Annotated in this window: 10 protein-coding genes; 5 read left to right on the forward strand and 5 right to left on the reverse strand. The window is 66.1% G+C overall.

Annotated elements, in window-relative coordinates; translation table 11 throughout:
- The first annotated feature begins 407 nt into the window (after positions 1-407).
- Entirely contained in the window at positions 408-1,337 is a 930-nt protein-coding gene (locus tag J2751_RS01245; protein ID WP_209482655.1) for an HFX_2341 family transcriptional regulator, read from the forward strand.
- 56 nt (positions 1,338-1,393) lie between these two features.
- Positions 1,394-2,791 carry a 7,8-didemethyl-8-hydroxy-5-deazariboflavin synthase subunit CofH gene (gene cofH / locus J2751_RS01250; protein WP_209482656.1) on the forward strand — a complete coding sequence of 466 codons (1,398 nt, stop codon included), beginning with the start codon at positions 1,394-1,396 and terminating at the stop codon, positions 2,789-2,791.
- A gap of 124 nt (positions 2,792-2,915) precedes the next feature.
- On the opposite strand, the gene J2751_RS01255 is transcribed toward cofH, so the two are convergent.
- On the reverse strand, positions 2,916-3,494 hold the full coding sequence (locus J2751_RS01255) for a cadmium resistance transporter (RefSeq protein WP_209482657.1): 579 nt from the start codon (positions 3,492-3,494) through the stop codon (positions 2,916-2,918).
- 758 nt (positions 3,495-4,252) lie between these two features.
- Between J2751_RS01255 and J2751_RS01260 the strand changes: the two genes are divergently transcribed.
- Positions 4,253-4,531, forward strand: coding sequence for a DUF2250 domain-containing protein (locus tag J2751_RS01260; RefSeq protein WP_209482658.1), 279 nt, complete (start codon positions 4,253-4,255; stop codon positions 4,529-4,531).
- Between the two features lie 62 nt (positions 4,532-4,593).
- Here the strand turns inward: J2751_RS01260 and hmgA are convergent, their stop codons facing one another.
- From hmgA to J2751_RS01275, 3 genes are all read right to left on the reverse strand, one after another.
- Positions 4,594-5,814, reverse strand: coding sequence for a hydroxymethylglutaryl-CoA reductase (NADPH) (gene hmgA / locus J2751_RS01265; RefSeq protein WP_209482659.1), 1,221 nt, complete (start codon positions 5,812-5,814; stop codon positions 4,594-4,596).
- An 89-nt stretch (positions 5,815-5,903) separates the two neighbouring features.
- On the reverse strand, positions 5,904-6,377 hold the full coding sequence (locus tag J2751_RS01270) for a GNAT family N-acetyltransferase (protein WP_209482660.1): 474 nt from the start codon (positions 6,375-6,377) through the stop codon (positions 5,904-5,906).
- Positions 6,378-6,554: 177 nt separating this feature from the next.
- Positions 6,555-9,383, reverse strand: coding sequence for a hybrid sensor histidine kinase/response regulator (locus tag J2751_RS01275; RefSeq protein ID WP_209482661.1), 2,829 nt, complete (start codon positions 9,381-9,383; stop codon positions 6,555-6,557).
- A 113-nt stretch (positions 9,384-9,496) separates the two neighbouring features.
- Here J2751_RS01275 and J2751_RS01280 point away from each other — a divergent pair, with 113 nt between their 5' ends.
- Positions 9,497-9,928 (forward strand): archease, encoded by a 432-nt coding sequence (locus J2751_RS01280; protein ID WP_209482662.1) that lies wholly within the window; start codon positions 9,497-9,499, stop codon positions 9,926-9,928.
- 99 nt (positions 9,929-10,027) lie between these two features.
- Positions 10,028-11,536, forward strand: coding sequence for an RtcB family protein (locus J2751_RS01285; protein WP_209482663.1), 1,509 nt, complete (start codon positions 10,028-10,030; stop codon positions 11,534-11,536).
- An 18-nt stretch (positions 11,537-11,554) separates the two neighbouring features.
- Here the strand turns inward: J2751_RS01285 and J2751_RS01290 are convergent, their stop codons facing one another.
- Positions 11,555-12,445: a hypothetical protein gene (locus J2751_RS01290; protein ID WP_209482664.1), complete on the reverse strand. Its 891-nt coding sequence runs from the start codon at positions 12,443-12,445 to the stop codon at positions 11,555-11,557.
- Positions 12,446-12,473: the final 28 nt, after the last annotated feature.

The following is a 12,473-nucleotide window of genomic DNA, read 5'->3' on the forward strand; positions in this document are numbered from 1 at the left end:
CTCCGCGCCGGCTGCCAGAGAATCTTCGATTCTCGCTGGAGTCAGGGGCGGTCGCCGAGCGGTTCCGGCGACCGCCCCTGACGAGGCTGGGGAGGCCTGAGGCGCGGTGGCGGTTGCGGGGCCGGGTGGGACTCAAAGGGGCAGTCGCCGGACTACGTCCGGCTGGGGCTTTGGAGGTCTTCAACGTCGATTCGCAGTCAACCGCTTATAAGCGAGTGGCTGGAGCGTTTGAGTAGTTCATCACATCTTCAATCACGTATAAACCGCCCCCAGCAACACCGCTCTCCCACTTATATATATCACCTCTCAGTATACTCGATCTACTCCCGAAACCAATCAACACGCACGTGTGATCGAGTGGTATGGCATCTGGTGCTTTTTATAAGTAGCACCGTTACGTACCGCATATGCAGACGCACATCGTTCCGGTCGGGTTCGATTACGACCGGATGATCGCCCCGCTCATCCGGGACCAGTTCGACGTCGACCGGGTGATCCTACTGGAGGGAACGGTCGGTAGCGAGGCGAACGTCGAGTACTCCCGCAACATCGCCCGGAAGCTCGAACAGGACTTTCAAAACCTGCTTGGCGCGGAGACGGTCCGCGAGCGGCTCCCGGACGTGTACGACTACGACGCCGCCTTCGAGCGCGCGTTCGACCTCATCAACGAGGAGCTCGACCGGGAGGGTCCCGACGGCGAGACGCGGGAGGTGTGGGTGAACGTCTGTTCGATGCCCCGGCCCGTCTCCTTCGCGTTCGCGACCGCCGCCCACTCGATCATGGTCGAGCGACAGGCGGACCGCGACCGGATACACACCTACTACACCGCCCCGGAAAAGTATCTGGAGACCGAACTCGCCGAGGAGCTCCGCGCGAACCGCGACCTCCTACGTGACCTCCAGGAGGGTGACGACGTGGACGACGACCGTATCAGGGACCAGTTGGCCACGACCAGCGACCTGCTCTCGGAGTTCGACGAGCGAGGGACGACCATCGGCGCAAAACGGATCGGCGACAGCCACGTCATCGAGCTGCCGGTGGCCTCGTTCCAGAACGTCAAGCCGTTCGAGGAGCTCGTTCTGTTCACGCTCGGCGAACACGGGGAGTTCGAGTCCGTCTCGGAGCTCGCGGAGACGCTCGCGGCGGACCTCAACGAGGAGTACACCGACTCGTTCCGCTCGAAGGTCATTTATAATGTCGACCGGCTCGGCCCCGGCGGCAAGGGATACATCGAGCAGGAGGCACACGGGAAGTCCTACCGAACCTCCCTCTCGCGGATCGGTGAGCTCTGGGTGCGCGCACACGCCGACGATGACCACGACCTGACCGCCGAGTGAGCGGAGCGGTGCCGTGACCGTCCCGTTTATACTCGTGGGTCGGCGACGATGAGGGGATGACGACGGAGCCCGATATCGACCCCGACGACTTCGGTTTCGCCCCCCCGGAGACCGGACAGTCGTTCGAGAACGCCCTCGCGAAGGCACGGGACGGGCTCCGGTTGACCGTCGACGACGCGACCGAGTTGCTCGCGACCGGCACCGACACCGCGGGGATCGACCCGGTCCGCAAGGAGGCGGTGCTCGAACTCGCGGACCGCCGCCGGCAGGAGACAGTTGGCGACGAGGTCACGTTTGTCGCCAACCTCAACAACAACGTCACCACCGCCTGTAACACGGGCTGTCTGTTCTGCAACTTCAAAGACTCCGCACACGCGTTCGAGGCCGACAGCGATGTCGACCACGCGGGGTTCACCAAGACGCCCGCGGAGTCCCGCACGGTCGTCGAGAACGCCCTCGACATGGGCGTCTACGAGGTGTGTTCGGTTTCCGGGCTCCACCCCGCGCTCGCGTTGAACGAGGAGCACCACGAGATCCTCGCCGCCCACGACGACCCGGCGAGCGAGGTGAACTACAAGCCGCCGGACGTGTACGCGACCGATCCCGGTACCTACGTCGAGCAGTTGGCAGCGATGTCCGTCGGCGGGATCCATCTCCACTCCATGACGCCCGAGGAGGCGTATCACGCCGCCCGTGGCACCGACTGGGACTACGAGACGATCTATCGCGAGCTTGCCGACGCCGGTCTCGACTCCGCGCCCGGTACCGCCGCGGAGATCCTCGTCGACGAGGTGCGCGACGTGATCTGTCCCGGGAAGATCCGCACCGACGATTGGGTCGCGGCGATGGAGGGAGCGATGAACGCCGGACTCGACGTCACCTCGACGATGATGTACGGCCACGTCGAGACGGTCGAACACCGCGCGAAACACCTGAAAGCCATCCGCGATCTCCAAGACCGGACCGGCGGGATCACGGAGTTCGTCCCTCTCTCCTTTATTCATCAGAACACCCCGCTGTTCCGTCAGGGCGTCGTCGACTCCGGCCCCTCCCGCGACGAGGACGAGCTCGTCGTCGCGGTCGCCCGGCTCTTCTTGGACAACGTCGATCACGTCCAGGCGTCGTGGGTCAAGTCCGGCGACGCCCACGGGCTCAAGCTGCTGAACTGCGGTGCCGACGACTTCATGGGAACGATCCTCTCGGAGGAGATCACCAAACGCGCCGGCGGCGAGTACGGCGAGTACCGCTCGTTCGACGACTACGTCGAGATGATCACGGCGATCGGCCGGGTTCCGGTTGAGCGCTCGACCGACTACCGGACCCGTCGCCGGATCGACCCCGACGACGGTCCGCACGGACCGCAGCTCGGCCCGCGCGCGGACGGGACCCCGATGCTCCCCGGCCGAAGCGGAGCCGGCACCGCCGACGGCGACTCGGTCGGTGCGGACGATTAACTGACCCCGGTCGCTCCCGTTCTCGTCTCAGCATCGATGCCGTTCTTGCTCCCGACTCCGTTCTCGCTCCCGACTCCGTTCTTGCTCCCGATCTCGTTCTCGATGTCGTGATGCCGTCACGTGTTCACGTCACGGCGAACCCGGTCACGACCACGTATCCGCCGACGAGCACGAGGACGGACGGCACGAGCCATCGATCGACTCGGTCCGGGATCCCGTCGACAGCGACGCGGGAGACGAGCAGGCGTGCGGCGAGAAACACGAGACCGGCACCGACCAGATACAGCCCGACGACCACCGTCAACTCCGTCGTTGAGAGGTCAGCGAAGAACGGCACGTACACGGCGATGTTTTCGCCGCTGAGACCGATTCCCGTGATCGCAACGACACCGATACGCCCGGCCGAGTTCGGAACGACCCGGGACGACTCAACGCTGGCCTCGGGCGGACGGCGAACGAGGCCCCATAAACCAACACAGAGCGGCACGATACCGAGGAGAAACGTCCACTCGCAGAGGAGTTCGCTGGCCAAGATCGCCCCGAGAACTGCCGCCGAGAGGCCGATAGCGAACCCCAGATAATGGCCGACGAGCACCTCCCGAGCCCGGTAGTCGTTGTCGGCACAGAACGCGCTGATAACGACCACCGTATCGAGGTGAGTCACGACGAACAGCGCGACGCCGAGCGTCAGAACGGTCTCCACGGAACACTACGACGCTCTCGACGGACTCGTTTATTAGTTTCTGTAGACCTTGTTGAAACCCTTCGACTCTGTCAGAGAGCGAGTGGTCGATACAGAGCGCGAATCGGTCACTACAGGGGTAACGCGGATACCGGCCATGGAAGCACTTATTCTTTTAGTGATGCTTAGGTGAGACGATGGCCGATGGCTTCCGAGATCTACTTAATTCGCTCCACGAACGCGGATATAGTACGATTACTCGGGACGAGGGTTACGATACGGAGGCTAGTGGAGTAGTTCCACTTAATCAAGAAGACTGCCGTGAGAAACCCTCTGGTTGGCGTCGATTTCTTCCTCAGATATACGATGCTGGGGACATCGACCTTGTGCCGAGTGATATTCGGTACATCGTTGACGCTCATGGATTCCGAGTTGAACCAGTTGGCCGCGACGCAGATTCATTGACAATACTGATACAGCCAGATCTCGCTCAGTAAGCAGGCTGGTTCTCACGGCTGATTCAGCGCAGACTGGGTGGAATGAACAGAGTCAGTCTGCTGGACCGATCTTCTCTATCCAGCACGACCACAAAATAGTACTTTTAAATAGTTACGCAGAGCCGTTCCGCGGAGTATCCCGCCCGTCCAGCGTCGGCGACTCGGGTTTCGAATCCGACGCCATACAGAACGTCCCCCCGACGATCTCGGCCCCCCACCTGCTCCCAACGAGCAGGAATCGCCGGAAAACGTTTTATATTGACACGCCATACCATATATGAGATGCCCGCGTCCGACGCCGTTTCCGCTTCCACCGATGCCGACTTGGGGACGCTTACCCGTTCCGACGAGCGGATGCTCTCCTACCTCGCCGACGTGGGAACCGACTATCCGGCGTTCATTGCCGGTAACACGGGCCTGTACGCCGACCACGTGGACGAGCGATTAGAGCAATTGGCGTCCGCGGGACTCGTCGAACGGGTGACGGGGGAGTCGGTGTACCGGATCACCGACGCGGGTCGTGACGTCCTCCGAACCGACTGTGCGGTCTGGTCCGACTGAACGGGTCGACTCGTCCGGAGCTCCGCGAACGGTTCGGCTCTCGTTCCCTACCCGGGTGACGATTACCTGCCCAGCTCCTCGTGTGCCGACGCGAGGTTTCGGGAGCCGAGCGCGGCGAGCAGCGAGAGCTCGCCCGCGAGCGCGCCGACCGCGATGGCCTCTGCGAGGGCGTCAGCGTTGCTGCCCGCGGGGTCGCCGCCGCCGCGAACGCCGAGCACGTCGAGTGCGGCGGCCTGCGTCGGGAGCTTCGTTCCGCCGCCGACGGTGCCGACCTCGAGACTGGCGAGGGAGACGGAGACGTACAGATCGCCGTCGGGAGTGACCTCCGCGGTCGTGATCGCGTTCGCCCCCTCGACCACCTGTGCCTCGTCCTGCCCGGTCGCGAGGAACATCGCGGCGACCGTGTTGGCGACGTGGGCGTTGAACCCGAGCGACCCTGCCTTCGCGGAGCCGACGTGGTTCTTCCGGGTGTTGATCTCCGCGATGGCCTCGGGCGTCGTGTGGAGTCGGTCCTCGACGACCTCCCGGGGGATCTCCACGTCCGCGGCGACCGAGCGACCGCGCCCTTCCACCGCGTTGACGGCGGCGGGTTTCTTGTCCGAACAGAGGTTTCCCGAGAGCGCGACGAGCGACGCGTCGGTTTCCGCCTCGACGACGTCACAGGCCTCGCGGGTGGCGATGGTGACCATGTTCATCCCCATCGCGTCCTTCGTGTCGTATCGGAACCGCAGGTAGACGTTGTTGCCGACGGCGTAGGGCGTGACCGCGAGCAGTTCGCCGTGGCTCGTCGTCGACTCGGCGGCCTCCCGGAGCGTCGGGACGTTGTCCCGGACCCACGAGGCGAGCGCCTCGGCCTCGGCGACGTCGTCGACCCGGAAGACGGGCGCGCGCGTCATCCCGCTCTTGGTGACGCGGGCGGTCGACCCTCCCGCGGCATCGATGACCGAACAGCCGCGGTTGACGGACGCGACGAGCGCACCCTCGGTGGTCGCCATCGGGAGGTACCTGTCGCCGGCGAACGCGCCGCCGTCGACGCTCACGGGCCCCGCAACCCCGATCGGTATCTGGACGGCCCCGATCATGTTGTCGATGTTCGGGTCGGCGTCGGCGGCGTCGAACGCGTACTCACCGAACGCGTCCACGTCGCTTCCCGATTGCTCGGCGACCGCACGACGGCGGACGGTCGCCGCCGTCTCGGCGTCGACGTGTGCGTCGAGCTCGTGGAGCCGTACGTCCCCGTCTCGAACGCGGTCGACGAGGTCGGCAACGGTTGGATCGCTCATGTTCGCGTCTCCTCACGGCTGGTGCTAATGACTGTCGGTTCCACGGCTTTCGAGGGGATCGAACGCGCGGATCCGCGGGGTCGCGGGGCCTATCGGCCGACGAAATCGGAGAGGCGCTTCCGGAGGCTCTCGCGTCCCAGAGTGAGGTAATAGGCGTCGCCGCCGTCCTCGTAGTAGTCGTCGATCCGGCGTTCGATCTCGAAGCCGAGGTGTTCATAGAAGCCGAGCGCCTGCTCGTTGGTCGTCCGGGCGTGACAGGAGACGGATCGGTGGTCCTCGGCGACGTCGGCGATCAGTCGTTCCGCGTGGCCGCGTCCGCGGTGGTCGGGATCGACCGCGAGAAAGAGGACGTACCCGTCGCGACGGACGGAGGCGAACGCGACGAGGGTCTCGTCCTCGACGAGGAGATGCGTCGTGGAGCGTCGGTAGGCGTCGACGAAGAACCCGCGTCGCTGACGGAGAACGCCCTCCGCGGAGCGGATCCGCTCTTTAAGCTCCCACGCCGCACCGACGTGGTCGGATTCGCCCGGCGGATCCGTCCACTTCTCTACGTTGACGCTCACTACACGGCAGTAACACGCCATGACAGTATAACTCCACCGCCACCGGGAACGCTCACGGAGGACCGAGGGCGCTCACGGAGGCCGAGGACGCCCACGGAGGACCGAGGGCGCTCACGGAGGCCGAGGACGCCCACGGAGGACCGAGGGCGCTCACGGAGGCCGAGGACGCTCACGGGCTCAGTCGTGGGAGGGGTCCGATCCGTCGAACCCGACCCCGATCACCTCGAACCGAGCCCCGTCCGCGTCGGCTCCACCACCCGCGCGGATCGCCCATCCGTGAGCCTCGGCGACCCGTTTCGCGATGCTCAGCCCGAACCCGGTTCCGTCGGTTGCGGTCGTGTAGCCGGCATCGAACACGTCCTCGCGATCGGCCTCCGGGATCCCGGAACCGTCGTCCGCGACGTAGAACCCGTCCGGCAGGTCGCCGACCGTGACGGTCACGTCCGGTCCGGCGTGCTCGACGGCGTTGCCCAGGAGGTTCTCGAAGAGCTGCCGGAGCCGGCTTCTGTCGGCTCGAACCGTTCGATCGAGGTCGACGACGAGGGTCGCCTCGTCCGTCCCCGCGACGGTTCCCCAACACGCCTCGACGACGCTCGCCAGGTCGACGGGTTCCAGCGTTCCGATGTCGTCACCCTCGCGAGACAGCGTCAGGAGGTCCTCGATGAGCGCGTCCATCCGGTCGTGTGCCTCTGCCACGGCGTCGAGACGGTCGCTTTCACACTCCTCGCGAGCGAGCGTTAGCTGTCCCTGGGCCACGGTGAGCGGGTTCCGGAGGTCGTGGCTGACCACGTCCGTGAACTCCGCGAGCCGGTCGTTCCGTCGTTTCAGCTCGTCACGGCTGCGTCGTAGCTCCCGCTGGCGCTCGCGCTCGTCCAGCGCGGTCTCCGTCGCGGTGGCGAGGAGACGCCCGAGCAGTTCGTCGGTCGCGTCGAACGCGCCCGGAGTCGGTTCGCCGAAGGATATCACCCCGTGACTCCCGACCGGAAGGACCATGAGGCTCCTGAGTCCGGTGTTCTGGGCGTTCGTTTCGTCCATCTCGATCGAGTCGAGGTCGTCGTACACCCGGATCTCGCCCGTCTCGAACGCGGCCCGTGCGAGCGCGTCCGTCCCGTGGTCCGCCGGGTTATCATCCGCCGCTGACACGGACGGCGGGACGAGTTCGCCGGTCTCCGGATCCCGAAGTCGGACGACGGTGACGGCGAACCCGAGCACGGACTCGCCCGCGTCGACGACCCGCTCTGCGACCTCGCGTCGCGACTCGGCACGGACGAGTTCACGCGTCGCGTCGTGAAGGCGTTCGAGCCGATCCTGACGCGTTCGAAGCGTCTCCTCGCGAGTTACGCGGTCGATCGCGGCCTCGAGGTAGTTCGCGAGGATCTCAACGAGGAGGACATCGGTGTCCGTGAACGCGTTCGCCTCGGGCGAGGAGATGATGAAGAGGCCGTGTTCGCCGATCGGATGGAGTACCACGCTGCTTGCGGGCGTTGCCTCGCTGAGGAGATCGGAGGCCTGTACGTCGTCGATGTGGATCGGTTCGCCGTTCCGGAACACGTTCCACGCGAGGTTCGCCCGCGTTCCCGGCGGCGCGGACTCGTCGTAGGACGGCAGTTCGTCGAACGTTTCCGGGACGGCGTCGACGACGGCGATCGGTTCCAGCCGAGTTCCGTCGTCGTTCACCAAGTGGACGCCGCTCAACGGCGCCCCGATGATCTCGTCGGCGGCGTCGTTCGCCGAGCGTGCCGTCTCCGCGACCGTCCGCGTGTAGTTGAGTTCTCGCGTCCGCTCTCTGAGCTGTGTCAGTTTGTCGTCCCGTTCCCGACGCTCTGAGACGTCTCTGCTGCTGACGAGGAACCGATCGCCCCCGTCGATATCGAGACGACGGGCGTGGACCCTGACCGGAAACGTCGAGCCGTCTCGACGCCGATATCGGCCGTCAATCTCCAGCCGATCCCCGACGTCCATCCCGTCCCAGATCGCTCGCGCCTCGTCGGGGTCGATCGTCTCGTCGATCTCCCAGACGCGCATATCGGTCAGCACGTCCGCGTCATATCCGGTCTCCGTACATAAACGGGGGTTCACCTCGAGGATCCGGCCCTCCGCGTCGTGGACGTTGATCATGTCAGGGGAGTTCTCGAACAGCGCCTCGAGACGGGCGGTCGTTCGCTCCAACCGCTCCGCCCTCTCCTTCCGACCCGTAATTTCTGTAATAAATCCCTCGATCGCGACCGGATCACCGGAGCCCTCGGCTTCGTCCGCCTCGCCCGTCTCGCCGCTCTCGCCGGCCACGCTACGTCCGCGTTCCCATACCCACTTCGTGGTCCCGTCGGCGCTCACGATCCGGTAGGTGATCTCGAAGCTGTCGGCGTCGGCCAACGCGTCCTCGATCGCCTCCCGGATCGGCCCGCGGTCCGCCGAGTAAACGAGGTCGTCTCCCCACGTTACCTCGTTTCGCTCCAACGCTCCCGCGGAATAGCCCGTCAGCTCCTCGACTTCCCCCTCGACCGTCTCCATCGGCCAGCCCTCCTCGTTGCGGCACCGATAGATCAGTCCCGGGAGCGTGCTGATGAGCGTCTCCAGCCGCTGGGTCCGTTCCGTCAGCATTCGGCGCGCGCGGGTGCTCTCCACCGCGTTCAGCACGCGATTGGCGAGCAGTTCGTACTGTTCGGTTCCCGTGCCCTTCTGGAGGTAGTCGGTCACGCCGGCGGAGATGGCCTCGCCGGCCACCGACTCGGACCCCCTGCCGGTGAAGAGGAGAAACGGGAGGTCGGGATACGCCTCGCGGACCGCTCGAAGGAACTCGATCCCGGTCCGTCCCGGCATCTCGTGATCGGAGACGACACAGTCGAACGCCTCTCGATCCACCGCCTCCAACCCGTCCTCTGCGTCCGCCTCGACGTGGACGTCGATTCGGTCGTCCTCGCGTTCGAGATACGTCGCGACGATCTCGGCGAGACTCGGATCGTCGTCCACGTGGAGCACGCGGATCGGGTCGTCGGTCTCGCTCATTGGCTCACCAGTATCGTCAGACGGTTATAAGCGTATGGAGGATAGCGTCTCTCGACCCGATCGGTCGTCGTCGATGACAACACGGAAATCCGCCGCGCTCGCATCGACGAGACGTGACGTACGAACTCCGGGAGCACACCGCGGACGTCGCCGTCGAGGCGACCGGATCCTCGCTCTCAGCGACGTTCGCTGCCGTCGCGGACGGTTTCACGGCTGCGAGCAGTGAGTCCGTCCCCGACGAGGGCGGCGACCGGTTCGCGGTAACGATAACCGCCGAGAGCCGCGAGGCCCTGCTGTTCGACTACGTGGACCAACTGATTTACGAGCGCGACGTGCGGGCGGTTCTCCCCGCCGACCACGACTGTCGGGTCGTCTCTCCGGATGGCGTCGACGCCGCCGATCCGGAATGGACGGTCGAGGCGACGGCTCGTGGCGTTCCCCTTTCCGACGTCGTCGCTCGCGAGATCAAGGCCGTGACCTACTCACAGATGGCGCTCGAACGACGCGACTGCGGCTGGTACGCCTACGTCGTCCTCGACGTGTGAGTGGGGACCGATCCGGCCGGACGCCCGTCGTACTCACCTGCGGAGTCGGCGCACCGACCTGACGCAACGCCCTTCCCCTCCCGCGTCGAACCCCCGGGCATGACCACACGCGAGTTCGACGGGGTCCGGCTGGAGAAGGTGCGAGACCACGTCTGGGAGATCCCGCGCGAGGGCGACATGAACGTTCCGGCGCGGGTGCTCGCCAGCGAGTCCCTCTTAGAGGAGATCGGCGAGGACGACACGCTCCAACAGCTGAAGAACGCGACCCACCTGCCGGGGATGGTCGAGCCCGCCCTCTGTATGCCCGACGGCCACCAGGGGTACGGCTTCCCCGTCGGCGGCGTCGGCGCGATCGACGCTCGAACCGGCTGTATCTCCCCCGGAGCGGTCGGATACGACATAAACTGCGGCGTTCGGATGGTGAACACCAACCTGAAATATGAAGACATCAGGGGTCGCGAGGAGGAGCTCGTCGACGCGTTGTTCGAGGCGATCCCCTCGGGACTCGGCGGCGGTGGGGTGATCGGCGGCGACGCCGACGCCATCGAGGGCGCGCTGGAACGCGGCGTCGAGTGGGCCGTCGAGGCGGGATACGGGATCGAAAGCGACCTCGCTCGGTGTGAGGACGAGGGTCGTCGCTCGGACGCGCGTCCGGAGTTCGTCTCCCAGAAGGCGATGGATCGCGGCCGCAACCAGATGGGGTCGCTCGGCTCCGGAAACCACTTTCTGGAGGTACAGCGCGTCACCGACGTGTTCCGCGAGTCGGTCGCCGAGTCGTACGGACTGGAGGAGGACGGCATCGTCGTCCTGATCCACTGTGGGAGCCGCGGGCTCGGCCATCAGACCTGTAACGATTACCTCCGACGGATCGAGCAGGAACACGACGACCTCCTCGCCGAGCTTCCCGATAAGGAGCTCGCGGCCGCACCCGCCGGCTCCGAACTCGCCGAGGAGTACTACGGCGCGATGGCCGCGTGTATCAACTTCGCGTGGGTGAACCGCCAGCTCATCACCCACCGGACCCGCGAGACGTTTGGCGAGGTGTTCGACGCCGACCCGATCGACGACCTCGGCATGGAGCTGCTCTACGACATCGCCCACAACATCGCCAAAAAGGAGACCCACGAGGTCGGCGTCGGGCCGGACGGACTCCCGGCCGTCGGCGACGCGGCCGTCGACCGCGCGGAGCGCGAGCTGTACGTCCATCGAAAGGGCGCGACGCGCGCGTTCCCCGCCGGACACGAGGACGTTCCCGAAGCGTACCGATCGGTCGGTCAGCCGGTGATCATCCCCGGGAGCATGGGGGCCGGCTCGTACGTGCTTCGCGGCGGCGACGAGTCGATGGGCGTCTCCTTCGGCTCGACCGCACACGGTGCCGGCCGGCTGATGAGCCGGACGCAGGCGAAACGGGAGTTCCGGGGCGGCGACGTCCGGGACGACTTGGAATCCACCCAAGCGATCTACGTGAGATCCCAGTCGGGTGCGACGATAGCCGAGGAGGCACCCGGGGTGTACAAGGACATCGACGAGGTGATCCGCGTCAGCGACGAGCTGGGTATCGGCGACAAGGTCGCCCGAACCGTCCCCGTGTGTAATATCAAGGGGTGACCGGGAACGGCGACGCCTTCAGCGGCCACCGTCGGTCAGCGCGACGCGGTCGTCCGCGTCGGCGTCGTCGCCGGTTGAGGCGGCATCCGGATCGACCGGCTCTCCGGTCGCCTCCGCGAACGGAGCGTCGTCGCCCGCGAAGTGGGTCCAGAGCGTGACGCCGGCGACTGCGTATGCAACGAGGTCGTAGTGGACGGCCCCGCCGAACTCGGTGAACGCGGCAAGCGTGCTGTAACCGAACACCGCGACCACCGCGGTGACGAAGCCGAGTTCGCTCGTGGCTCGTCCCTCGACGGCCGCGTCCAGCGCCCGACGGATGATCGGGCCGCACGCGACGAGGAACGCGATACCCGATAGCGCGGCCAGATTGACGAAGAAGTGAGTCGCCACCGCCGACTCCAGGATCGACTGGAGGTACGCGACCGTGACGGGATCGTAGAACAGCCACTCGACGCGGGTCGGGTAGAGTACGCCGATGTACGGCGTTGCGACCATCAGCCCGAAGAGGACCGCGACGGCGACGCGGGCGGAGGCGAACTGTGACGCGCGGCGGCTCTCGAACGCCTCGTTGCCGGGAGCGACGACGAGCCCGCACGACTCCAGCACGCTCCGGAGGTCGTCGCGTGACACCGCGGCCTCGTGGTGGACCCCGACGGTTCCGTTCCGCTGCGTCGCCGAGGCGGCGCTGACGCCGTCGTGATCCGCGAGTACGGCTTCCAGTAGCGACTCGTCGCGTTTCGTCTCCAGCCCGCTCACCTCGAAGGTGTCGTTGACGTGGTCCGCCGGCACTCGTGAAACACGCGGCCCGGCGTCGGGGTCCGCTCCGCCGACGCCCGGACCGTCGATTCCCCGCCGTTCGACCGCGGCCTCCAGAGCCGACCGAGCGCCGCGGGAGTCGTCCCCTCGCATGGAACGTACCTACGGCTCCACGAGCATG

The organism is Halorubrum alkaliphilum (assembly GCF_017873815.1).
GTDB classification, from domain to species: Archaea; Halobacteriota; Halobacteria; order Halobacteriales; family Haloferacaceae; genus Halorubrum; species Halorubrum alkaliphilum.